At 66.3% G+C, this 21,940-nt stretch carries 29 protein-coding genes and 3 pseudogenes; 10 read left to right on the top strand and 22 right to left on the bottom strand.

Features of this window, described 5'->3' with window-relative positions; all coding sequences use genetic code 11:
• Positions 1-99: 99 nt before the first annotated feature.
• The 3 genes from ACQ86J_RS27685 to ACQ86J_RS27675 all read right to left on the bottom strand — a co-directional run bounded on the left by ACQ86J_RS27685 (position 100) and on the right by ACQ86J_RS27675 (position 2,085).
• Positions 100-855, bottom strand: a complete 756-nt coding sequence (locus ACQ86J_RS27685; protein ID WP_431268071.1) for a hypothetical protein — start codon at positions 853-855, stop codon at positions 100-102.
• A 69-nt stretch (positions 856-924) separates the two neighbouring features.
• Positions 925-1,221, bottom strand: coding sequence for a hypothetical protein (locus ACQ86J_RS27680; RefSeq protein ID WP_431268070.1), 297 nt, complete (start codon positions 1,219-1,221; stop codon positions 925-927).
• 567 nt (positions 1,222-1,788) lie between these two features.
• Positions 1,789-2,085: a SemiSWEET family sugar transporter gene (locus ACQ86J_RS27675; protein ID WP_431268069.1), complete on the bottom strand. Its 297-nt coding sequence runs from the start codon at positions 2,083-2,085 to the stop codon at positions 1,789-1,791.
• A gap of 284 nt (positions 2,086-2,369) precedes the next feature.
• Between ACQ86J_RS27675 and ACQ86J_RS27670 the strand changes: the two genes are divergently transcribed.
• Positions 2,370-2,633: a hypothetical protein gene (locus ACQ86J_RS27670; RefSeq protein ID WP_431268068.1), complete on the top strand. Its 264-nt coding sequence runs from the start codon at positions 2,370-2,372 to the stop codon at positions 2,631-2,633.
• Between the two features lie 239 nt (positions 2,634-2,872).
• On the opposite strand, the gene ACQ86J_RS27665 is transcribed toward ACQ86J_RS27670, so the two are convergent.
• From ACQ86J_RS27665 to ACQ86J_RS27640, 6 genes and pseudogenes are all read right to left on the bottom strand, one after another.
• Entirely contained in the window at positions 2,873-3,337 is a 465-nt protein-coding gene (locus ACQ86J_RS27665) for a PqiC family protein (RefSeq protein ID WP_431268067.1), read from the bottom strand.
• Complete coding sequence (locus tag ACQ86J_RS27660) at positions 3,316-4,578, bottom strand: MlaD family protein (RefSeq protein WP_431272556.1); 1,263 nt, start codon at positions 4,576-4,578, stop codon at positions 3,316-3,318. Before ACQ86J_RS27660 ends, ACQ86J_RS27665 begins: the two co-directional genes overlap by 22 nt.
• A 58-nt stretch (positions 4,579-4,636) precedes the next feature.
• Positions 4,637-4,834: a hypothetical protein gene (locus ACQ86J_RS27655; protein ID WP_431268066.1), complete on the bottom strand. Its 198-nt coding sequence runs from the start codon at positions 4,832-4,834 to the stop codon at positions 4,637-4,639.
• 315 nt (positions 4,835-5,149) lie between these two features.
• Positions 5,150-5,299, bottom strand: coding sequence for a paraquat-inducible protein A (locus tag ACQ86J_RS27650; RefSeq protein WP_431268065.1), 150 nt, complete (start codon positions 5,297-5,299; stop codon positions 5,150-5,152).
• Positions 5,300-5,369: 70 nt separating this feature from the next.
• Positions 5,370-5,627: pseudogene (locus ACQ86J_RS27645) on the bottom strand (paraquat-inducible protein A); the annotation flags it as partial.
• 114 nt (positions 5,628-5,741) lie between these two features.
• Positions 5,742-6,137: a paraquat-inducible protein A gene (locus tag ACQ86J_RS27640; RefSeq protein ID WP_431268064.1), complete on the bottom strand. Its 396-nt coding sequence runs from the start codon at positions 6,135-6,137 to the stop codon at positions 5,742-5,744.
• A 1,165-nt stretch (positions 6,138-7,302) separates the two neighbouring features.
• Between ACQ86J_RS27640 and ACQ86J_RS27635 the strand changes: the two genes are divergently transcribed.
• Positions 7,303-8,241, top strand: coding sequence for a helix-turn-helix domain-containing protein (locus ACQ86J_RS27635; protein WP_431268063.1), 939 nt, complete (start codon positions 7,303-7,305; stop codon positions 8,239-8,241).
• Positions 8,242-8,368: 127 nt separating this feature from the next.
• Here ACQ86J_RS27635 and ACQ86J_RS27630 read toward each other — a convergent pair whose 3' ends face one another.
• Positions 8,369-9,346 (bottom strand): helix-turn-helix domain-containing protein, encoded by a 978-nt coding sequence (locus tag ACQ86J_RS27630; protein WP_431268062.1) that lies wholly within the window; start codon positions 9,344-9,346, stop codon positions 8,369-8,371.
• A gap of 983 nt (positions 9,347-10,329) precedes the next feature.
• Here ACQ86J_RS27630 and ACQ86J_RS27625 point away from each other — a divergent pair.
• From ACQ86J_RS27625 to ACQ86J_RS27595, 7 genes are all read left to right on the top strand, one after another.
• On the top strand, positions 10,330-10,455 hold the full coding sequence (locus ACQ86J_RS27625; protein WP_431268061.1) for a hypothetical protein: 126 nt from the start codon (positions 10,330-10,332) through the stop codon (positions 10,453-10,455).
• Positions 10,456-10,905: 450 nt separating this feature from the next.
• Positions 10,906-11,847 (top strand): DUF1254 domain-containing protein, encoded by a 942-nt coding sequence (locus ACQ86J_RS27620; RefSeq protein WP_431268060.1) that lies wholly within the window; start codon positions 10,906-10,908, stop codon positions 11,845-11,847.
• The gene (locus ACQ86J_RS27615) at positions 11,769-12,404 is read left to right on the top strand and encodes a DUF1214 domain-containing protein (protein WP_431268059.1); all 636 of its coding nucleotides are present in this window, start codon (positions 11,769-11,771) and stop codon (positions 12,402-12,404) included. Before ACQ86J_RS27620 ends, ACQ86J_RS27615 begins: the two co-directional genes overlap by 79 nt.
• Positions 12,405-12,623: 219 nt before the next feature.
• Positions 12,624-12,995, top strand: a complete 372-nt coding sequence (locus ACQ86J_RS27610) for a hypothetical protein (protein ID WP_431268058.1) — start codon at positions 12,624-12,626, stop codon at positions 12,993-12,995.
• 353 nt (positions 12,996-13,348) lie between these two features.
• Positions 13,349-14,716 carry a hypothetical protein gene (locus ACQ86J_RS27605; RefSeq protein WP_431268057.1) on the top strand — a complete coding sequence of 456 codons (1,368 nt, stop codon included), beginning with the start codon at positions 13,349-13,351 and terminating at the stop codon, positions 14,714-14,716.
• Positions 14,713-15,039, top strand: a complete 327-nt coding sequence (locus ACQ86J_RS27600) for an outer membrane protein (protein ID WP_431268056.1) — start codon at positions 14,713-14,715, stop codon at positions 15,037-15,039. The genes ACQ86J_RS27605 and ACQ86J_RS27600 overlap by 4 nt, the downstream gene beginning before the upstream one ends.
• A gap of 106 nt (positions 15,040-15,145) precedes the next feature.
• Positions 15,146-15,508 carry an OmpA family protein gene (locus tag ACQ86J_RS27595; RefSeq protein WP_431268055.1) on the top strand — a complete coding sequence of 121 codons (363 nt, stop codon included), beginning with the start codon at positions 15,146-15,148 and terminating at the stop codon, positions 15,506-15,508.
• Positions 15,509-15,555: 47 nt separating this feature from the next.
• Here the strand turns inward: ACQ86J_RS27595 and ACQ86J_RS27590 are convergent.
• The 10 genes and pseudogenes from ACQ86J_RS27590 to ACQ86J_RS27545 form a co-directional block, all read right to left on the bottom strand.
• Positions 15,556-15,663 (bottom strand): annotated as a pseudogene (locus tag ACQ86J_RS27590) (hypothetical protein); the annotation flags it as partial.
• Positions 15,664-15,854: 191 nt separating this feature from the next.
• Positions 15,855-16,004: a hypothetical protein gene (locus tag ACQ86J_RS27585; RefSeq protein WP_431268054.1), complete on the bottom strand. Its 150-nt coding sequence runs from the start codon at positions 16,002-16,004 to the stop codon at positions 15,855-15,857.
• A 156-nt stretch (positions 16,005-16,160) separates the two neighbouring features.
• Positions 16,161-16,472, bottom strand: coding sequence for an HWE histidine kinase domain-containing protein (locus ACQ86J_RS27580; RefSeq protein WP_431268053.1), 312 nt, complete (start codon positions 16,470-16,472; stop codon positions 16,161-16,163).
• Positions 16,473-16,614: 142 nt separating this feature from the next.
• Positions 16,615-16,692: pseudogene (locus tag ACQ86J_RS27575) on the bottom strand (hypothetical protein); the annotation flags it as partial.
• Positions 16,693-16,984: 292 nt separating this feature from the next.
• Positions 16,985-17,206 carry a hypothetical protein gene (locus tag ACQ86J_RS27570; RefSeq protein WP_431268052.1) on the bottom strand — a complete coding sequence of 74 codons (222 nt, stop codon included), beginning with the start codon at positions 17,204-17,206 and terminating at the stop codon, positions 16,985-16,987.
• Positions 17,207-17,323: 117 nt separating this feature from the next.
• Positions 17,324-17,482, bottom strand: a complete 159-nt coding sequence (locus ACQ86J_RS27565; RefSeq protein WP_431272752.1) for a hypothetical protein — start codon at positions 17,480-17,482, stop codon at positions 17,324-17,326.
• Positions 17,424-17,612: a response regulator gene (locus ACQ86J_RS27560; RefSeq protein ID WP_431268051.1), complete on the bottom strand. Its 189-nt coding sequence runs from the start codon at positions 17,610-17,612 to the stop codon at positions 17,424-17,426. Before ACQ86J_RS27560 ends, ACQ86J_RS27565 begins: the two co-directional genes overlap by 59 nt.
• Positions 17,552-18,433: a sensor histidine kinase gene (locus ACQ86J_RS27555; RefSeq protein ID WP_431268050.1), complete on the bottom strand. Its 882-nt coding sequence runs from the start codon at positions 18,431-18,433 to the stop codon at positions 17,552-17,554. The genes ACQ86J_RS27560 and ACQ86J_RS27555 overlap by 61 nt, the downstream gene beginning before the upstream one ends.
• A gap of 73 nt (positions 18,434-18,506) precedes the next feature.
• A complete protein-coding gene (locus ACQ86J_RS27550; RefSeq protein WP_431268049.1) occupies positions 18,507-18,794 on the bottom strand; it encodes a hypothetical protein in 288 nt (95 codons plus the stop codon).
• Positions 18,719-20,071 carry a GAF domain-containing protein gene (locus ACQ86J_RS27545; RefSeq protein ID WP_431268048.1) on the bottom strand — a complete coding sequence of 451 codons (1,353 nt, stop codon included), beginning with the start codon at positions 20,069-20,071 and terminating at the stop codon, positions 18,719-18,721. Before ACQ86J_RS27545 ends, ACQ86J_RS27550 begins: the two co-directional genes overlap by 76 nt.
• Positions 20,072-20,472: 401 nt before the next feature.
• Here ACQ86J_RS27545 and ACQ86J_RS27540 point away from each other — a divergent pair, with 401 nt between their 5' ends.
• On the top strand, positions 20,473-20,934 hold the full coding sequence (locus ACQ86J_RS27540; protein ID WP_431268047.1) for a hypothetical protein: 462 nt from the start codon (positions 20,473-20,475) through the stop codon (positions 20,932-20,934).
• Between the two features lie 178 nt (positions 20,935-21,112).
• Here ACQ86J_RS27540 and ACQ86J_RS27535 read toward each other — a convergent pair whose 3' ends face one another.
• The gene (locus ACQ86J_RS27535) at positions 21,113-21,412 is read right to left on the bottom strand and encodes a CsbD family protein (RefSeq protein WP_431268046.1); all 300 of its coding nucleotides are present in this window, start codon (positions 21,410-21,412) and stop codon (positions 21,113-21,115) included.
• A gap of 272 nt (positions 21,413-21,684) precedes the next feature.
• The gene (locus tag ACQ86J_RS27530; protein WP_431268045.1) at positions 21,685-21,831 is read right to left on the bottom strand and encodes a CsbD family protein; all 147 of its coding nucleotides are present in this window, start codon (positions 21,829-21,831) and stop codon (positions 21,685-21,687) included.
• Positions 21,832-21,940 lie beyond the last annotated feature (109 nt).

Genomic DNA, 21,940 nt, shown 5'->3' with positions numbered 1-21,940 from the left:
GCCGAGGAGCGCAGGCCCGTCCTTCGGCAACGTTGTCCAATTTCGGCACTTCGGCGCCACAGCGCCGGGTCCGTGCGATGCCGGCCGGACGTCAGTGCGCTATTCGGTCATCGTGCCAAGCGCCTCCCGCAGCGGCGCCTCGGAAACCCGCATCAAGCCGTCGAAGGGATGGTTCAGCTCCAGGATCAGGTACATCGCTCCGGCGACCGAGAGTGCGCCGATCGACAGCGCGACGATCACCGTGGGGTTGAAGCGTGCGGCCAGGCCGAAGCCGAAGAACAGGACCGCCACCCAGAATATCAGCACGGCCAGGAACGGACCCGGCAGGCTGCCCTCGGCGGCGTTGACGGTCAGCGTCCGCATTCGGGCGAAGTCGGTGACGAGTTCCATGATCCGCCGCTGCGCGAAGCGCTGGGCCTCCTCACGCGGCTCGAGCCGGCCGATGATCGCCATGAACTGCCCGCGCTCCCGGCGGATGTCATCCGGCCTGATGCTGGCGAGCCGCGCCTCGCCATGTGGCCAGATCCGGTCGATCTCGGCCTGCACCGCACGGTGGAATAATCTTCGTGCCGGGGCGGCTTCCGGGCCGTAATAGTCGAGCGTGCGGTCGAGATCGACCAGGTTGGCCGCCATCTGGCCGAGCTGGTTGCCCAGTGACTGGTAGGTGCCTTGGGCGGAGGCGACGAGCAGGCCAAGCACGAGGGCCGTGAGCGTGGCGACCAGGCCCAGCACGTTCCGCACGACCTCCCGCGAGCTGTCATCGAAATGCCGACTGGGCAATCGCAGCGCCACGCCCAACATCGCAGCGGCGATGCTGCCGAGGTAGATCGTGAAAGCGATGGCGATGGGGCTCATCGGCGGCACCTTGCAGCCATGAGGCACGCCTGGCAGCCAACACGCTGCCCGGAGCGCCATGCTCCCGGATCAATGATAGCAGGCGTCGCCGCGGAAGGTCGCCTGCCGGACAATGCCGCCGCGGTCCAGGATGAAAGTCGTCTCGCAGCCGGTCACGCCGAAGCCGCGGCCGCTCTGCACGTTCGACAGGAAGCTTACAACCTGCCCGCCATCCGGCAGCGGGGCCGAACGCACGGGGGCACCCCAAACCGCATAAAGCTGGTTGGCGTTCTGCCCAACGAAGCCGTCGACATACTTCTGGTAATCGGCCTGGGTCGAGCACGCCGCAAGCAGGAGCAGGATCCCGCTGGCCAGGAGCTGCTTCATGGCCACCTCCTCGGTTCATGCCGTTCCAGTTGATCTAGGTCAGGCCGTACTCCGGCGTACGGACATTTCCGCAGTTTCTTCTCCGGCGAGCTGGCCTGTGCGACGGCCGCCAAATAGTATGCGTCTGCGTCCGGTGCGCGCACGCCATGGCGCTATCCGGATTCGGCATTACCGAGTTCCGCCGCGGTGCCTGCCCGGCCTGTCGGTCTGGAAGCCAGCCTTCGCGCAGACGTCGCTCCGGTTAGTCGAATACGCCGGCTCGGCAGGCTCGAACTGCCGTCCAGCGGATAGCCGGCTGTTTGGTCCCGGCATTTGATGATGTCGGTTCGCCGGACGGTGGGCTCTTTCAGCGTCCTGCTCGTCCTTTCGACCTGCCGGCTGCGAGTTGCCATAGTGGGTCGGCCTTCATCTTTTCAGCCTTGTCCTGCACCACCTGCCCGACGAGCAGCGATTCGCTACTGTCCGGGCACCGAGGCTCGCGGCAAAGGCGGGCCAAGTGCAGACAAGCATCGCATCCGACCAGCGTGGGATCGGTGCCCGGCGCTGGAGGGACCGAGCACGCCAGGCTCACGGCGCGGGGACGAGGGCTTTCGCGACCGCATCGCGGTGCTGAGGCGGTAGCAGCTTCATGGCCAGGATGAAGCCCGAGAGCGGAAGGCAGATGCCATTTGTGACGATCAGCGGCCACTGGCCGAGTAGCAGCCCATAGATAAGCCAGAGAAGGATGGCGAGGGTCCGGAGGGTGCACATTCCCGCCGAGACGGCCGCCGTGTCGCGGGTGCGGATGACCTTCCACGCCTGCGGCACGAAGCTGGTGGCTGTAGCGAGGGCTGCGAGTGAGCCGACCAAGGTGGCCGCGTCCAAAGTGGGTCCTCCGCAAGGTGGGACGCGTCAACCTGTCGCGCCATGCCAGCTTCCCCGCTCACCGCCCGAGGTCATGCCCCTGAAGGCTCCCGTCCCGCCCAAGCCGCATTGCGTCGGGGCGGCACCGGTCCGTGCGGCTACTCTCCGAAGGCACGGTGCATTCCGATGTGCTCAAGGCCGTATGTCCGCCGTCGAACCCGGGATGACCCGTCTTAAAGTGCGTGTCTTGAACCCAAGGGTGGTCCACGCGAACTGGGTCATCCTCGGTGCAGAGAGGATGGACCATGATGGAAACTGGCACCGTTTTGGTAGAGATCGACGCGGCCAAGGCCAAGCACGCGGTGGCGGTGGCCGAACCTGGCCGGAGTGGCGAAGTGCGATACATCGGCGAGATCGACGCAACCGTCAATGCCGTGCGCAGGCTACTGACGCGGCTGGCTGCGGAACTTCCGTCGAGCGCTTTGCCGTCGGCCATGCTGACGCCCGCATTAAGATCGGGAAGCGCCGGGACGCATAAGCGGAGATGCGGTACCCAATCCGCGGATTAGAGCCTGATCACCGATATCCAATGGCCACGCCTCCTCCTCTACGCGGCCTCAATGCCGCCGCCCTCGAAGGCGGGCGATGTTGCACGCCGAGATGCCTTGACTGCGGACATCAGAGCGTCGCATGAGCAGCGAGCGGCTCAGCCGCGTCTCGGCCGAGTGCAGCACGTTGCGCGCCACCGGTTGCAGGGATTGGGCCAGCAGCGCGTCGTTCGCAAGCAGAACGTCGCAGTGAGCAGGCTTCAGGTGTCGGCTTCTCGACCCTGCGCTTGCAGCTGGCTGGCAGCGGCATCTGCAAGCTGACCGACCGCGACGCTCGCTGCGGCGACATAAGCGCGCATGTCAGAGCCATCCGGCGGCACGGATGTGGTAAACGCGCGCACCATGGGATCCTGCCGGCCGTTACGGTGGCCTACCGCAATCTGCGCGACCAGGATCACTCCACCTTCCCGGTTCGCATCCAAGCGCTGGATGCTGATCTCGACGGTGGCGTCGGGTGTTACCCGGATCGCGGTATCGGCCCCGATCACACTGCTGCGGGGCAGGCGCTGCGCCAATGCCTGCACCAGGACGCGTGTCAGCATGCCGCCGAGTGGTTCGCCCCACCAGTCATCCTCGGACACTGTCAGGCGGTAATCCTCGGAGGAGCGGACGATCTGCTGCCGGTCGAGATAGCCCGCCAGACTCACCTCGCGCACCGCGACCACCTTCGGGCCGCGCGGCAGGCTGGGTCCCGGCGGCACGACGAGGCTGTACAGGATGGGATTCGCGGACCGGCACCCGGCGAGTGCCAGAAGCAGCGGGAGGAGCGGCGCTGCATCACCCGCACCTGGTTCGCCCCCTGCCGGCCGCGGATCAACGCCTCTGGATGCCGGTTCAGCATTTCGGTCAGCGTGCGCAGCGACCGGGCAGTGTCGTTGAGCTGCAGCATCAGCCGCTCCAAGTCGCGGCTGAACCGCGAACTGTCGCCATAGCCCCGGTCGACCGAAGCGAGCATTCGGTTTGCCTGCACCAGCGTGGCTTGCAGGCTGGTGGTGACGGCCGGCAGTTGCCGCAGGGTGGGCGCCATGCCCTCGTCCAGCCGCTTCACCACCTCCTGCGTGCCGGCCAGCGTCGCCTGCAGCGAGGCGAGCGACTGCCGAAGCTTCTGCCCCGTTGACAATCTGGCTGACGCCCTGAAGGTGGCCTCGAGGCTCTCGCCCATGCGGTCGAGCGGCAGCCTCTCGACCTTCGCCACCAGCTGGCTGACCGCGGCCATGGCGCCGGCGATCTGTCCTGGCACCGTCGGCGCAACCAGGACGTCGCCCTCGACCCGCAACTCGGCCGGCGCTGCATCCGGCATAACCTCCAGCGCCACCAGCATCTGGCCCGTGAGCAGGTTCGCGCTCTGCAACTGCGCCCGCATGCCGCGCGCCACAAGCAGCCGCGCGTTCTCCACCGGTCCGCGCTGCTGGGCAAGCTGCACGCCGCCGATGCGTTCGGGCTCCATCTCGAACCGCACAGGCACGCGGATCATGTCGCTGGCAGGATCGTATACCAACCCGATACCCGTAACGTGGCCGACCTTGAGACCTTGAAAAGTGACCGGCCGCGCCGACGCCTGAGGCCGCTGACCGAGCCCTGGAAATAGGCCAGTACCTCGACCTTGCGACGATAGGCTTGGTCTTTCGCAGTCTGTTCGCTGGGGTAGAGGGTGAATGCCGCAGGGATCGCGGCGCTGGCCGCTGACATGCGCTTCGTTCGGGCTGTCGAAAGCGATGCCGCCAAGCAGCAAGGCCTTCAGCGATTCGAGCTGAAGGTGAACGCCTTCGGCGCCAAGCTGCAGCGACACGCCAGAAGCGTTCCAGAAGCGGGAGCCATCGCGGACATACTGATCGTAGGGCGCCCGGATGAAGGCGTGGATGGTCACGTTCTCCGCCATCTTGCCGACATCCCAGCCCAGCACCATGCCCACGTCGAGGTCGCGGAAGAAGACCGGCGAGCCGGTGCTGATGGAGCCGATCCGCTCAGCCCTGGAGCTGCACTGTCCGGCCGGGGACATGCGCCTCCAGCACCGGCGGATCCTCCAGACCGGTGAAGGCCAGCTGCCGCCGGCCGCCCTCGGCCGATCGCACCACCTCGACATAGGATCCCGACACCAGGGTGCCGAGGCCGGAGAGGCTGCCGGCAAAGTAGCCGTGGCCGCACCACCCAGAACTGGGCATGCTCGGTCAGCAGCGGCTCCGCCTCCCGGGTCGTCCGGATTGCAACGCTCACGCCCGTCATGTCGGGGTTCAAGGCGATCCGTTCGACCAAGCCGATATCCACATCCAGGTGCTTCAGGTGCGACTGCCCCGCCTGTAGCCCTTCTGCAGGACTGAAATGTCACGGTGATCAGCGGGCCGCGCTTCGACATGGCGTCCCAGACCAGCCAACCGGCGATCAGCACCGCAACGAGGGGCGCCAGCCAAATCGGCGACGGAGGCGCGGTCGCGGGTCGACCCTGGCGCGCAGGGTGGCTTCGGGGTGCAAGGCGCTTTTCACGCGGCCGCCTCCTGCTGCGTGCCGGCAGCGTCCCACATCAGCCTCGGATCAAAAGCTTCGGCGGCCAGCATGGTCAAGATTACCACTGCGGCGAAGGCAACCGCGCCGAAGCCTGAGCTGATGTTTACGAGGCCGCCGAAATGCACTAGCGACGACCAGGATCGAGGCCATGAAGACGTCGATCATGGACCACCGCCCGATCGCCGTGACGATGCGGTAGGCTCGGGTGCGCTCCCGCAACCGACGGGCCGAGCCGCGCCAGGTCGCCACCAGCATGGCGCCGAGCGCAAGCAGCTTCAGCACCGGCACGACGACGCTGGCGCAAAACACCAGGGCAGCCAGCGGATACATGCCGCTGGCCAGCAACTCCACGACGCCGCCCATGATGGTGCTTGGCGTGCCGGCGCCGAGCTGGATTACGGTGAGAACGGGGTAGATGTTCGCCGGCCCATAGAAGATGACGGCTGCGATCATCAGCGCCGAGGGCTCGGCCCATGCTGTTGGGCTTGCGCGGGTGCAGGTGAGTCCCGCAGCGGCGGCAACGCGCCGGGTGATCCTGCTCGGGACGGGCCGAGTAGGCCGCAGACTTCACAGGCAGTCGTGCTGAGGGGCGACCGGAGCGACTGCACAAGGCGCAAGGACGGAACCGGGATCCTGGCGGTCCAGTGCCTCCCAGACCGCCTGGCGGTCGAGCGCCGCGTCGGCCGCGATCATGGTCGTCATGAGGGCACCGAGCGCATAGAGCGCCGGCCCGAGCTCGATATGCACCAGATCGACGAGCTTCACATAGGCGACGAAGACGCCGAGCAGATAGACCTCGATCATCGACCAGGGCCGCAGCCATTCGATCCAGGCGAAAACCTTCCGAAGGTGCAGCCAGGGGCGGCGGAGCTGCAGGCCGACCAGGACATAGATCATGGCCAGGACATCCGCGACCGGGGCCGCGACGCTGGTGAAGAGCACCACGACGGATAGCTCCCACAACCCGTCGGAATGCAGGCTTCTTGGCCCGCTGAAGAGGGTTCGCGCTCAAGTCCATGCCGCTGGCGCTTACCGTCATCAATGGCATGAGACAGGCAATCCCGAGGAGAACCATCGCCGTCAGGTTCAGCGCCAGCGAACGCCCCAGCGTATCGTGCCTGGCCCGGCGCAGCAGCCGGTCACAGCGCAGGCAGTGCGCCGCCGTCCCGGATTGGAGTGCCGGGACCATCTGCCGCTGCCCGCAATCGCGTGCACTCGCAGAGGCGACGCGGCGTGAGGCTCGCAGATTGCTGCGCTCCACCGAGATCGATCCCTGCCTCCATCAAGGCCAGCCTCGACCAGCCGTCGCCGCGCCGCGCCGTTCGGCTTGACCAAGCATACATCCTGGCCGCGGATAACGGGGGAGGATCTCGGCTTGGCCATGGTGGAACAGCGTCATGCGTCGTACCGCAGTGCCCGGCGAAGCCCAGGGCGCGACGCCCAGCTTCCGATCAAGGTCGGACCATACGCCGCCGCGGTGGCCGGTCCGATACGGAACCCTGTCCATAATCGGCGAATTCGGCCTGATCAGATCTCACGGGAAGCCACCTGCGCCCCACTGCGCGCGAGACAGATGGCCGGTCCTACCTGCCGAAAACGGACAGGAATTGCGTGTTGCCAGCCGGCGAAGGCGGGTTCATCCTGACACGCATGATCCGCGACGCTCGCAGGGCCATCGCGCATCGGCGGGTAGCATGGCGCCCGCTGCAGGCGCCCATGAAAAGCCGTGACCGGATGCAAGGGTTTGGCGCCCTCATGCCCGGCTGCATGAAGGCACTACCGGTGGCGCCGGGTCGTCTCGCCGAAGATCCAACCGGCCGCACCATCCGATGACGCCGCGGCGTATGGCCGTACCGGGATCTGTCCCCGGCCCTCCAACAGGCAGCGACCGCACCGGTCTGGTAGGCGAGATCCGCTTCCCCTCACCGGTGCGGAGCGAGCCTGCAATACAGGTGCGGCACAAAGCTCCGATAGGGTCGCCAATCCGGCCCATTCGGCTCCTCCGAGGCTGGTGCCTGACGAGGAAGACGGATGGGACGACGGCATGCGGTCATGACGTCCCCGCCTGCGGCCGCGGCGATGGAACGATGAGTGGTTGGCCGGGTTACAGCCCCACGATGCCGCCGTCATGATGAAGGTTCAGTCCCGTAGCGTGACGGATCCAGGCGATATCGCCGTGCAAACACGCGGCGATTCTTGCCGGGCAACACCGCTCCGACCTCATCCCTTCCTGCTGCACACGAGCAACCTCGACCTTTCGGGCCTGACGCTGCAGACGGGCGGCAGCACGCCGCTTGCCGTGCTTGGCGCCGTGCCGCCCGAGACCTCCTGGCTCCTGCTTCCGCTCGACGGACGCGGGACCCTCCTGCTGGGCGGCCGCACCGCCGGAGCCTGCGGGGTGGCGGTCTTCGGTGCCGGCGCGGATTACGAGATGGCAGATCGCAACGACGGCAGCTGGGGCTGGTGGCGGTGCCTGCGGCAGCGATCGGGCCGCTCCTTTCACCGCCGCGCGGGTCGCCGATCCGCCGGCCCGGGGCCTGCCGTCTGGCTGCACGCCGACACCGGCGCCTGGGTCCGTGCCGCCTCGCTCATGCGGGATGCGGCTGCGGTCATGGTCGCGGATCCAGATGTGTTCGAGATCGATGAGGCACGGCGATCGCTCCGCGACGCGTTACTCGATGTCTGTTACGACCTTCTGGCCGGCCCGCATGGGGGAGCGGTACCTCGAGCCTTGGCCGCCGCCTCGTCCTCACTGCGCCGCGTAGTGCGAGCCGCGGACGATTGCCTGTCCGCAGATCCGGCCCGGGCATTCGACACGGCGCAGCTCTCCAAGACCGTCGGCGTATCCGAGACGCAGCTGAGATCGGCGTTCCTGGCCGTCCTAGGCATCAGCGCGGCCCGGTACCTGCTGCTCCGCCGCTTGGTCCTGGCGCGCGCCGGCCTGCATTCGCCCGATTGCCGCTGGGGCGACACGCAGGCGGCAGCTCGGGCATATGGCTTCTGGAATTGCCGCGGATTCGAGCGCGCCTACCGGATCATGTTTGGCGAGGCTCCCTTCGGGCGCTGACCGGCATTCACCCCGGCCATGCTCCCCGGATGCGTATAGCCCCCCTCCGGGAGTCTGGCATTCGGTGATAGGGCGCGGCACCACAATGCTTGCGGCTAACCTGCACGACGACACCAGCAAGCCGGACTTAGTGGCGGCTCAAGCCAGCCCGCGCCTGTAGCATGGTGTCCGATGGCGATTGCCCGAACAACTCCCGATAGTCATGGGCGAAGTTCCCGAGATGCCAGAAGCCGTGTGCAAGGGCGACCGACTTGACCAGTAGGCCTTCTTGCCCAGCAGACTTGAGGGCCCGGTGCACCATCGTCAGTCGGCGGCGCTTGAGGTAGGCGTGCGGGCTCATTCCGCAAGTCGCAACGAAGGCCTGATGGAGCTTGCGCGGAGACACCGCAAGCGCTGCGCAAAGCTCATCTGTGTAGATCGGCCGGTCGATATTCGCGCGCAGGAACTCCTCCGCTCTGTTGAGGATGCGGATCGCGTCCCGCGCCGCGCGACCGCAGACAGGATGCTCCTCCGCCTTGGAGAAGGCTTCTATGCAGAGTTCCAGGACCCCTTCGGGAAGAAAGGCTGCGGACATCGTCGTCGCCCCTTGCTCGAAAAGCCGTTCTGCGAGATCCGTGATCTCCACTGCGGTGTTGCTCAAAAGCGCTGCAACCGCCGGCGGAACGAGCAGAGCGGGCGCTGTGGAGCGGACGCCAAACGGCATCCCGCCGAGATCGAAGAGCCGCTCGGCGACTTCGGCAGGGAAGGAAAAGGAGGCCCACTGGAGTTGCCCCGGACAGAGGCCGTGGAGCTCGCGTCCGGGCGGCAGGGCGAGCATGCGGCCGGCGTTGAGCGCGCAGCCGTTGACGACCGGAGCCGCCAGATGCCGCGTCGAAAACAGGAGCCCCATACGGGCCTCTTCCACAGCGCCGCGCACGATATGGGCCTGATCGACCACCCGCTGAATGCGCAAGGAACCAGCCTGCACAAGGGTGAGGCTGGCGTCATACGGACCGCCACCGAGCGGCACATACTCGATGCCGGCATCGCGCACGGCAAGGGCCACATCCTCGGGATCGGTGAAGCGGCGTGAGAAGATGGGCGCTTGGTCCACCGCCTTCAGCATTGTCATTGCACAACTCCCGTCCTGGATTCGGCGGCAGGCGTCTGCAACGGAGCCCATTACGAGAACGATCCTGCTCCCACGGAACTCTCGGTCGAGGAGCGAGCGTTTCATGTTGAGCGAACACAAAAATACCTCGAATGTGATCTGCCTTGCTACAAACCATTCCGTCTTTATGTGGATGCCTGCAGTGCGGATCGGTGGTTTACTCGGCTGAGTGCAAGCCGGCTGGCCTGCTACGCTCGTGCATCAGGTCGGGCACACTCGACCCATCGCGTTGCCGCCAGGATGTCGTGTGACACTCGCCCGTTGGGCTCATGTCACCAGCGTGGAAATGCCGAGATTCGGACAGCATTGCAGGGTGTGTCCACATGGCCGCTGGGCGAAGGTGTGACGCCGGCTGATCCGGTCGGACATCGCCATAGCTCACCCAACCCGCGCCAGATGCCGCGCCTTCCCCTGCGGGCATTGCGACGCGGTTCGCCAAGACGGAGCCCGAACATGACGAATGCATGGACGCGCCTTGCTCTGGCTGCAGCCCTCGCAACCACTGGAACAGTGGTCCAGGGGGCCTTGTCCACGCCGGCTGCCGCGCAGGCCAATCCGACCCTTGCGAGCATCCCGGAACCAATGGCGGAGTCGATCCACGCCAAAATCACTTCCAATCGACGCAAAGACCCGGAAGATCACGCTGCGGGGCCCGTCAGGGCGCACAGTGACGGTAACCGCAGGGCCGATGGTCCGCCTTGAGGTGCTGCAAGTCGGCGACACGGTGGATGCGCAGTTCTACCGTTCGGTGGCGTTCGAGCTTTCTAGGACGATGAACGTGTCACCCAACGCCGCCTTGGTCGCCGTCGATCAGAATGCGACGGCCCCGGGTGGCTTGGCTGTGGCGCTAATGCGAGATCAGCGCAACCGTCGTCGGAATCCATCCGGCGTCCAACTCCATCGACGTCATCACGCCCGGCGGCGGCGGCGTTTACACCATGCACGTCACCGATCCAGCGCGGGTCGCCATGCTGTCGCAGGTCAGGATTGGCGACACCGTCACGGCTGTCGTCAGCGATGCGGTGGCCGTATCGGTCGAGAAGGCCAAGTCGAGCTGGTTCTGATGCGCTGAACTAGGCGACCAGCGAGCGCCGCATCCCGATCTGCGAGTGGGATGAGTGAACGGCCCGGTGCAGGACTGACGCTCGTCCCCGGCCCTGACAGATGCATGCATGTGATGCGCCTCGACTCGGGCGGTGCAGGCACCGGTCCAGATCCAGGTGGAGACAGGGTCGGGTGGAACGGGCCGCACCGACGGTCCAAGGACGTCGACGTGCCGTGCTGCGAGCACATGAAGGAGCGAAGCATGACGAAAGCACCGACACGGCGCCAAGCGGCAATCACTCTTCTCGCCGCGCCGGCACTGGTCCTTTGCTTGGCGGGAAGCTTCCGCGCAGGGAGCCGTCCCGCAGCCACCCGCCCCGGCGCCGGCGGCTGCTACGAGCCAGATCACCGAAGACCTCGCCCATGCGATCGGGCTGGAGGCATACGCTTACTTCTATCCTCTGATCACCATGGAGCTGACGCGCCGGCAGTCTACCAACTACGCTCGCCCGGGCGAGCATTTCGGCCGCGGGCCGGCGAACAGCTTCCTGCATATCCGGGAATTTCCGCCGGCCGACTTCCGCGACGTCGTGCGGCCTAATTTCGACACGCTCTATTCCGTCGCATGGCTGGACCTAGTGCGGGAGCCAATTGTGCTCTCCGTGCCAGATGTCGGCGCGGGTCAGGGCCGCTACTACCTGATGCCGATGCTCGACATGTGGACGAATGTCTTCGCATCGCCCGGCACGCGCACCACCGGGACCGGCGAAGCGCATTTCGCTATCCTACCGCCGGGCTGGAGCGGCAGCCTGCCCAACGGCATCAGGCCGATCCAGGCGCCGACCTCGCGCGCCTGGATCATCGGGCGGACCCAGACCAACGGCGCGGGCGACTACGCGACGGTGCATCGTCAGCAGGATGGTTATCGCCTCGCGCCGCTGAGCCGGTGGGGCCAGCCGCCTGCCCCGGTGACCGGGACGGTGGACCCCGCCGTGGACATGCGCACGCCGCCGTCGGAGCAGGTGAACCGCATGTCACCGATGGACTACTTCACTCTCGGCGCCAAGCTGCTGAAGGCAAACCCGCCAGGCGCCTATGACCAACCGATTCTGGCGCGCATGGCGCGCATCCGGGCTGCGGCAGGGCGCGGGGTTCGACCCCAACGCGGCCCCGCCTGCCCTGCGCGCGTCGCTGGAACGGGCAGGACGCGAAGGAGTCCGCCACTTGGCGGCGAGCGTGCCCAGTCTCGGCGCCGTCAAGAATGGCTGGCTGTATCTCGGCGAACGGCATGGGCGTCTACGGTACCGACTACCTGCGCCGGGCCGCAGTCGCCATGCTCGGCCTCGGCGCTAACCTGCCCGAGGACGCCATCTATCCAATCACCCAGGTGTCCGGCGACGGGCGGGCACTGACAGGGCAGAGCCGGTACCTCATGCGTTTCCTGCGCGGTCAGGAGCCGCCGGTCGGCGCCTTCTGGTCGCTCACCCTCTATGACGCGCAGGGTTTCCAGGTGGCGAACCCAATCAATCGCTTCGCCATCGGCGACCGCGACCCGCTTGTCCGGGATGCGGATGGGACGATCGAGTTGCTGATCCAGCATGCCGACCCTGGCGGGGAGCGGAAGGCCAATTGGCTGCCGGCGCCCGACGGTCCCTTCAATCTGACGCTTCGGCTATACGCACCGCTCGCGCCGGCACTGGACGGCCGCTGGACGCCACCGCCCGTGCAGCTTGCGGAGGCGCCCCGCGAGGCTCCGGGGGGCGATGCGCATGCCCTAAGGTACGTGGTTGCGCCTGCCGTGCTGCGTGCTCCATGTCCTGTGTGTGCGGCGGGCACGACCTGCGGGATTCCTGGCCTGCCCCATGCACCAGTCTGCCGATTTGGAAGCACAGGCCCAGCATTCCGACATCAGCGGGCGAGACACCTTATCGAGCAGGAATCCACCCGAATAGGCCGGCACGAGCGATAGGCTCCGGGCGGCGGCTCTCCGGCCCATGGCGATGTTCCGCTGGGGCGTCACCTACGACGGCGCCCCGCAGCCGCCCAACGCGCTTCGGCGCCAACCCAGGAGAAGAAAGTATGCCTGATGCACCCTCGCGCCGCCGGATGTTTGCCGGCGTGGTGTCCCTTGCCCTGATGCTGGCGTTCGGAGGGTGCCAAAGCAATGTCCAGGTCGGGCCCCAGACGGTTGCCGGCAAGACCCCGGACGCTATGGTCCGCATGGACGAAGTTCCAGGCAGCCTATATCGGTAGCGGGAGCGAAGGGCGCGGCACGCTGTACTACCGCGGACGCAGCTACCCCTTCAGCATCGCCGGCGCCGGCATCGGCGGGATCGGCGTCTCGACGATTGACGCACATGGCGAGGTCTACAACTTGCGTGACCTCGCGCAATTCCCTGGCGCCTACGGCCAAGCTCGCTACGGCTTCGCCCTTGGCTCGGCGAGCGGCGGCGACCTCTGGCTACAAAACGAGACCGGCGTGATCATGCACCTCAAGGCCCGGCGCCAAGGGCTGATGCTCAGCCTCGGCGGCGACGCCATGGTCATTTCCATGAAGTAGCGCGGGCTGTCGGCGGGGGCGAGGACCGGTGGTGACACGGCGGTCGCCCCGCTGGCTTCCTGCCCAGGATGAAAACTTCCGCGCACGCCCCTAAGGTGCTGGCATGACTTTTGGCGATCAGGGCAGTCCTCGACTGGAAGTGTGAAAGGCCGCTTGCTGCCAAAGCCGTCGTTCGGATTGCCCGCAGTGCGTTCCTTCTCAGCAGCACCATCAACTGACTTCTGTGCGAGCGCAACGAACAGGTGCCGAAATCGGATAGTCTTTCGGCACGGTGCATTCCTTTCCGTCGTGTAGCTTCAGCCTCGCAAAAAGAGGCCGCGCCACGACTGATCGGCCGATGAGGATGTCGCGCCATGCGCTTGCATCGGCTTCTTGTCCTGACGGTTATCCTGGCTACACTCGCAAGTGCTGCCCACGCGCAATCCGGACCGCAGCCGGGCTGGGCATTTTACGTCACGCCCTATGCTTGGCTGCCGTCATTGAGCGGCACGTTGCGCACGCCGCTGCCACGCGTAGGGGATAAGAGCTTCGGCGTCAGCAGCGGCACCGTAGTCAGCGACCTCGACGCCGTCCCCGCCATGATCGCAGGCGAAGCGCGCTACGGGCGGTTCTCGGTCGTCGGCGACTTCTTCTACGCAGCCCTGCAGCAGGACCTCAACACGCATGACGTGCTTTGGCAGGGCGGACATACCCGTGTCACCAGCACGGTCGGAAATCTGCTCGGCCTGTTCAGGATTTTTGAGGAACCGCACCAGAGCATCGATGTGGGGGCCGGTGCCCGGATCTGGAACTTCAACAACAAGGTCTCGCTCAGTCCCGGCCTCGGAGCCAGGGGTGATTCAGGAAGAAGCTCGGTGAGCTGGTCCGATCCGCTGGTGGCGACCCGCTATCATGCGATGCTCTCGCCCCGCTTTGGCGTGACCGCCTATGCCGATATCGGCGGCTTCGATACCGGATCCCGGCTGACCTGGCAGGCAATCGGCTCGCTCGACTACGAGTTGACCGACCAGGCCACCCTGCGCGCCGGTTGGCGATACCTGAGCGTCGACAAAAAGAGCGGCAGCATCAGCCTCGATCTCGGCTTCAACGGCCCGTTCCTGGCCGCGTCCCTTCCGGTTCTGATGCCAATGTCGGGCCCATGTCTCTGCTCCCCAGCTGCCGGCACACCACGAGAGCGGCATGGCGCGGCTGCAGCGCGCCGCTTCTCGGGCAGCATTTCCATCCCTGTCAGCTTACGAAGTCTCGCACTTCAGGACGAAGGAGAACCATCCGCCATGTCCAGCCATTTCTCGCCTTTCGCGGGTCCACAGAGCCGGACGCTACGCCTTTCGCTCCTGCTGGTGACGGCGCTCAGCGGCGGTGTCCTGGCTGCAGCCCCTGCCCAGGCGCAGACCGGATGGAACGCGATGCCGTCACCGGCCTCTACATTGGTGCCGGCGTCGGGGCCAATGGGTGCCGGAGAGCGACCTCAACCAGTCTGGCTCGATCACTGCCGCACTCCGTCAACGCGGCTTCGCGGCTCCCGGCGGCAAGGTGTCCTTCGATACCGGCATCGCCACGTCCGGCAGCCTCGGCTGGGGCTTCCGGCAACGGTCTGCGTGCGGGAAGGCGAGTTCAGCTACCGCTGGGAGATGACATCCAACAAGATCAAAGAGCTTTGGTGCACTCGGCAGCAGTGGCCTTACGAACAATCTGGGGAGAGCAGCAGACCTATGGCTTGATGGTCAACCTGCTCTATGACTTCGAGATTCCGGGTACGCCTTGGGTCGTGCCCTATGTCGGCGCCGGCATCGGAATGGCGTGGACGCAATGGGGCTCCACCAAGAGCCGCTCCATTCCGGCCAACCTCGCCATCGACTCCAACGGAGACACGCAGTTCAACTTTGCCTATCAGGTGATGGTCGGCGCTGCCTTCCCCATCGATTCTGTTCCAGGCCTCGCCGTGACCACGGATTTCCGCTTCTTCGGCACGCCGGTCAGACCAAGTTCACGACGAGCGTCAGCACGATCACGCCGGCCAGGCAGATTGCCTCGGGCGACGTGAAGGCGGACAATCTCAACTACGCCCTGATGGTTGGCCTGCGCTGAATTCCGGTCGGGTACCACCACCGCCGCCCGTCGTCGCAGCGGCGCCGGCACCGGCGCCGGCCTTGGCACGCACTTATCTGGTCTTCTTCGACTGGGACCGCGCCGACCTGACCACCCGCGCGCGAGAAATCGTCAGCGAGGCGGCGCAGAATGCCCGCCGCGTGCAGACCACCCGCATCGAAGTGGCCGGCCATGCCGACCGCTCCGGCACGCCGGCCTACAACCAGCGCCTGTCGCAGCGCCGTGGCGAAGCGGTGGCGGCGAAGCTGGTGCGGCAGGGTATCGCGCGGTCCGAGATCAGTGTCACCGCCTTCGGCGAGAGTCGCCCGCTGGTGCCGACTGCCGACGGCGTGCGCGAGCCGCAGAGATCGCCGCGTCGAGATCGTGCTCCGCTAGAGTCTGTGAGCAGGCTGCCGGGTGCCTGAGGATGCCCGCCCGGCAGTGCGGCCATTATCAGGTCTTCCAGCAAAGGATGCGCCACGAACGCCTCTGGTGCTGCATCGGAGACGCGCAGGAAGGCAACATCGATCTGCCCGCCACGCAGCCGCTCGAAGATTTCCGCCCGGAGGCTATCTTCCATGGTGAGGAACACCATCCGATAGGCTTTGCAGAATGCGCAGATGACCCCCGGCATGAAGGGGTGGAACGGCGCTGTCCGGGGAAACGGTGAGCGGTGCCGTGAAGCAGGGACCGTCCACCGCATCAGCCAGCCATGAGGACGTCAAGCGGTTTAGTGGCCGCGAAGCGGCCCTGCATTTCAGTGTGGTTCGGCTACTTGCCCTTGTGATCGCGCCCGATGGCGGCTCCAGACAGATCAGCTATCGACCCGAGTGGCACCTCTATGCTGCACACCAGACCAGCGGTCTCCCAGGCGAGCGACACCTTGCCGCCAAGCTGCGCCCGCACGGTGCCGTCCAGCACCCGCCCCCCAAATCCGCGCCGGCTTGGTGCACCGGCTATCGGCGGTCCTCCGGCCTCTACCCAGCGCAGCTGCAGCTGCGCCGACCCAGCTCGGCTTCGGCACGATGGTCCAGGACACCGACACGCACCCGTCCGCCACTGACAGAGCACCATACTTCACAGCGTTGGTGGCCAGCTCGTGCACTGCCATTGCCAGGGGTTGTGTCGCCCTCGCTGGCAGCGATACCTCCGGTCCGTCCAGCACCCCGCGTGCTGCGTTGCCGCCAAGAAGGGGCGCGCAGCTCGCCCTTCAGCAATGTTCCGCAGATCTGAGCCCGTCCAGCGGTCCTCGGCCAACAACGTCTGCGCCCGTGCGAGGGCGGCCACCCGGCCTTCGATTGCACGGACATAGCTCGGCAGGTCCGCCGCCCTCGTCAGCCGCAGCGCCGCCTGGACTACTGCCAGCGCATTCTTGGCGCGGTGGTCCACCTCGCGCGACAGCAGCGCCTGCCGCTCCTCTGCTGTCTTCCGCTCGTGTCAATGTCGAGCGAGACCCCGGCCATCGCCCAGAGGGCGTCCCGTCCGCGGCGTGCTCTGGCCGACCGCGAATATGCACCCAGCGCACCGCGCCGTCGGGCCCTATCGCCCGGTACTCGTGATGTCGTAGTCTGAGCCCTCTGCGACAGAGCGCATGAACGGCCACCTGCATCCGCTCTCGGTCGTCCGGATGGACCGCGGCACAAGAGGTCGTCGTAGGTGAAGGGGCGTGTCTGGTGCCCTGCCGAAGTTGGCCAGGCAGGTGGACGAAGCGGCGAGTACGCGGCTGCGGAGGTCGAGTTCCCAAGCGCCGAGCCGCCCAGCCTGCAGCGCCAAGCGCAGCCGGGCTTCAGCTCTCTCGCAGCGCCACGAGCGCCTTGTGTTGTCCGGCCCGAGCGCGCGTCTCGGCCATGGCTCGCCCAACCGCAATCGGCAGACGCGTGAGCCGCTGTTTGACCACATAGTCAGTAGCGCCCCCGCTTCACGGCCTCCACCGCCGCCTCCTCGCCCAGCGTACCGGACACAAAGATGAAGGGCGCCTCAGGCCGCGCGCTCGCGGGCCAGTTCCAGGGCCGTGAGACCGTCGAAGTTCGGAAGCTCACGTAGTCGGCCAGGATCAGGTCGAGCAGCCCTCGTCTAGTGCGGCGACGTAGGTCTCTCGTTCGGCCACGACGCGAATCGTGCACGCGAAGCCTGACCGGGCCAAGTGTGCGGCGACCACGCTCGGCGTCGATTGGGCTGTCCTCGAGGTGCAGGATGTGACAGGCCGCCGGTTCGACGCGTCGCCGAGCCGAGCAAAGCCGTCATGCTTCGCTGCCAGCGTCGGGGACTTCTGGAAGGCCCGGGTGCGGCTCGTTCAGCACCGCCCAAAAGGCGCCGATATCGCGAATGGCCTCGAAGAACTCACGGTGTCCGACGGGCTTGACCACGAAAGCGTTGACGCCGAGCCCGTAGCTCCGCAAGGAGGTCCTGCTCCTCGCGCGAAGAGGTCAGCATCACTACGGGGATGTGCCGCGTCCTCGGCTCCTTCCTTATCTGTTCCAGCACCTCAAGGCCGTCCACCCGAGGTAGCTTGATGTCCAACAGGACCACCGCAGGCAGATACTGCGCGACCTGCCCCGCTGATGCATTGCCGCGGCGAAACAGAATGTCCAACGCTTCGACGCCGTCACGCGCGACCACCACCGGGTTGGCCAGGCGGCTTCCGCTCCAACGCGGCCAGTGTGAAGCTCAACATCATTCGGGCTGTCCTCAACCAGCAGGACGGGCCTCAACTGCGCCATGTCAGAATGCCTCCGGCCCGAGCGCATCATGCCGCGGGAGCGAGAGTGGAAGGCTGCGCCCTCGCCGAGCCTGCCCTCGGCCCAGATCCGACCACCGTGCCGCTCGACAATGCGCTGCACGTTGGCCAGACCGATGCCCACACCCTCGAACTCCTCTGCACGGTGCAGCCGCTGGAACACACCGAAAAGCTTATGGGCGTATGTCATGTCAAAGCCGGCACCGTTGTCCCGCACGCTGAAGACGAACTCGCCGTCAGTAGCCTCGCAGTCGACCTCAATCACGGCCGGGTTCCGGCCGCGCGAGTACTTGATCGCATTCGAGAGCAGGTTCTGGAACACCTGCCGCAGCATTGTTGGATCGGCCGAGACGGTAGGCATCGGCGCGACCCTCCACTCGACGTGCCGCCCGGCCTGCTCCGGCGCCAGCGCCCGGCGCACCTCCAGCACCAGAGCCGTCGGGTCTAACCCGACCGGGACTAGCGCCGTGCGGCCCATCTGCGAGAAGTTCAGCAACGCATCCACGAGGCGTCCAGCAGTCTCCGCTGCCTCGGCGATGGTGCCGACATACCGTCGTCCCCGCTCGCTGAGCCTTTCGCCTTCGCTCTCCCGCAGCAGCTCGGCGAAGCCCACGATGTGGCGGAACGGGGCACGCAGGTCGTGAGAAACCGAATAGGAGAACGCGGCCAGCTCTTTGTTAACCCGCTCAAGTCGGTCGGTGAAGCTCCGCCCGCTCCTCGGCACCGCGCAGCACGACGCCGACGATCGCGGTATGCAGGTCGCGCGCCGCCTCGACCTCGGCGGCGCTCCAGGGTGCCGAACGCAAGCGCACCGTTTCGGCCCAGGCTGCGAAGGAGCGGCGCGGGTGCAATCGGTCGGCAGCGGGCTCAGCCGGCTTGCGTGGGTCGCCGCCCCAGGTCACGGTGCGGACCACCTCCGGGCGGAACCATAACACGAAGCTCGGGTGCAGCGTGGAGACCGGTATCGCCAGCACCCCGCTCGCGGTGTCGGCGATGGCCTCGGCCCCCGGGCCGCAACTCCGAGCAAGCAGTTGGTCTGGAAAATCTCCTCTGTCCGCCGTCCACCAAGCCACTTTGCGATGTGACGCACCTCAGCCTCGGCCGGTGTTGCCCCGGCGAGGGCGCAGCCGCCTTCGGTTGAGTACCGCGGCGCCGGCGGCCCCGTCAGGTGGAGCAGGTCCGCCGGCACCGCGAGGAGACCGTCCTCCAGTCGCCCGGGTGCTGCCGCCATACGCGCGAGCAGGCGTCCCTCCAGGCCCTTTAGACGGGCGCGTGCCTCGACATGGGCCATCTCCTCGCGGGCCGCGACACGGACGGCGAACATCTGCGCCACGAGGTCGCAGGCGTTCCGGGCCGCGAAGGGCACCCGGCGCGGTACTGCGTGGTGACAGGAAACCAGTCCCCATAATTGGCCATCGCCTCGCAGAATGGAGACCGACATCGAGGCCGGCGTACCCATGTTGCGCATGTAGTCGAGGTGCACGGGCGAGACGCTGCGCAGGCCCGCGAAGGTGAGATCGAGAGGAGGCTCGTCGGGACGCGCCGGCAGGATCGGCACCGGCGCGTAGTCCGCGTCGGCGATGAGACGCTGCGGGTTTACCTCGTACAGCCGCCGTGCCTGCACCGGGATGTCAGAGGCTGGAAAGTGCAGGTTGAGGTAGGAGGGCAGCCGCTCGTTGCCGTCCTCGGCGACCACAGTGCCGTCCCAATTCTCCTCAAAACGGTAGACGAGCACCCGGTCGAAGCCGGTGATGCGCCGCACTGCCGCGGCGGCAGTGGAGGCCAGCACCTCGATTGATGTGGCGCGCCCAAGCCGGGCAAAGGCGTCGCGGACGCCGGGGTAGAGCGCTTCGAGTGTGGCCTGCGCCTCCGGCCCATCCTCCTCGGCCTCTGCCTCGAACTCGAGTATGGCGTGGCCGTCGGGCGAGCGATGCCCAATGGCCTGGAACGTCGTGCCGGAGGCTGCACGGAAGCGGCCGAGTTGCATCGGGCCAGTCTCCGGCAGACGGTGCAGACCGTCGCGCATCGCCTCGATCGATGTTCCAGCAAGAACCTGCTCGACCGGCCGTCCAAAGGCTCTGGCAATCTCGGTCGAGAGCGCTATCCGGGCGTTGGCGCTGACGTGGGTAAGAACAAGACGGCTTGTGAGGAATGCGAGCAGGAGACCGTGCGGCTGGATGTTACCGGGGATGTGGATGGGCTCGCGATCGCATCCTGCAATCGGATCGGCAACGGGCGTGGTGTGATTCATGGATGTCACGGCAAAGGGATCGGCGCGGACGGGATCTGAAGATGCGGCGGACATTGTGCGGACACGTGCGCAGCGAAGACGGCAAAGGCCTCGGCTGCGCATGGGGCAAGCGCAGCCGCATCATCCGGTACGAAGCTCCGGATCTTTGAGCAAGTAAGAACACTCAGACCATATGTCTTCACGCTTCGCTTTGTGGCGCGCATGGAGTGACGCACCGTGCTTTGGCGTCAGCCCGAGACGCACCATCTGACACGCGAGCACGGTGCTGCCCAGCGTTACTCCTTCGAGGACATAGGATGACGCGGCGGCATCCACGGAGTACCCGCGGCTGCCGAAGTCAAAAACCATATCTAATCGGATCTTGCCTTTACAATGCGTGGCGAAGCGGTCGCTTCGCCTGCATGCGTGAGGAGGGCAGGAATCTCGCCGCGCATTGTAGAGACCATGGTTGGGCGTCAAGCAGCTACGCTTTCGAGTTTCGACCACCGGGCGGCGAGGCGCCCGGAGCGGTCACTGTCTCAATCATCGCTCCGCCGTGCTCACGCCACATCCGCGCCTTTGCGGTAGCGAGATTGGCGCAGCGATCGCCAAACTCGGTGTCGCCGGATTTTTCCAAGACCTTTGCATCACGTAAGGCGCTCAGCACCAGCGCTCGCAAGGTAACGCCTCGTGCCTTGGTGGCTGCCCGAACCCTGACGCGCGCAGCAGGCGTGACCATCACACATAGCTGGACTTCGGCCGTTGCGTCGGTGTTTCCGGGAGAACTCTCGAAAGAAGGAGATCTGCGCGACGTCAATTGCACTTCCGGAAAATATGCTCTAGAAATTTATGTCATCCTTTTGGATGTGTCCAGTTGTGCGTGATGATCCTCCAACAAAGATCCTCTTGGTGGTTCTCGACGACGTACGCAGTAACGATTCCATCCGGTCGAAGCTTGCCCTAGCCCCTCCCCAGCACAGCCTCGCATGCGACGGACGGGGTCGGTACCGTGCCGTCTACTGCCGCGGGCGAACCGTGCCTCGGCCCGTGCTCATCCGCCCATCAGTAGCGGTGTCTCGATCCGCCGCCCAGCGTGCCCATTGTGAGGAGGCCTAGCGCGTAGCCGACGAACCCGGCGACCAGCAGCGACACCACGGGCTGGTCCTTCACGGCATGCCCGACCCGGGTCGCGGCCTGGTTGGCCGCCTGCTTAATTTCGCCATCAGCGTCTTCGACGCGCCCAGCGATCTGGCGAGCCATACCCTCGGCACGGTGCCCGGCATCGCCGGTGATCTCGCCGGATCTTTCTCGCGCCTCACCCAAGATGCCGCGTGCCCCGCCTTCGAGATTGTCGCCATTCATGTCTTTTCTCCGCTGCGATGTCTGATGTGCTGCTGCGGCGGCGATGCGTCAGCCCGTGACCACGGTACGGGTGCCGCGCCACGCGAAGAGAACCGGATCGGCTGGGAGGCCCGAGCTGGTGGCTGACATGCAACGGAAGATCCTGTTGGTAAGGCCGCCGCGAGGTGCGGGTCACGGGCAGGGCAGCAAGGTGGACGCGGCCTAAGCTGCTTTCCCTTGGAACAGGCCCAGGCAGGCCGCGGCAGGGCGTAGGCCTTGCCGCGCGATCCGCCTTAGCGGCCGGTCGCGTCGCGCACCGCGTCCTTCGCGCCGCCGACACTGTTCTGCACCTTGCCCGCCGCCTTCTCGGCCGCGCCCTCAGCCTGGGTCGCCGTGTCGCCGGTGACCTTCCCAATGGTTTCCTTTACCGCGCCCTTCACCTGCTTGGCAGCGCCAGCAATTCTGATCCTTGTCCATTCTCAATCTCCTCTCGTGTTGCGCCGAAGCCGGCCAGCCGTTGCGCAACGGTACGGCCGGTTCGGAGCCGGT

Origin of the sequence: Dankookia sp. P2 (assembly GCF_050632255.1) — a bacterium.
Classification (GTDB): Bacteria; Pseudomonadota; Alphaproteobacteria; order Acetobacterales; family Acetobacteraceae; genus Paracraurococcus.
This window is presented reverse-complemented; position numbering and strand designations above follow the sequence as displayed.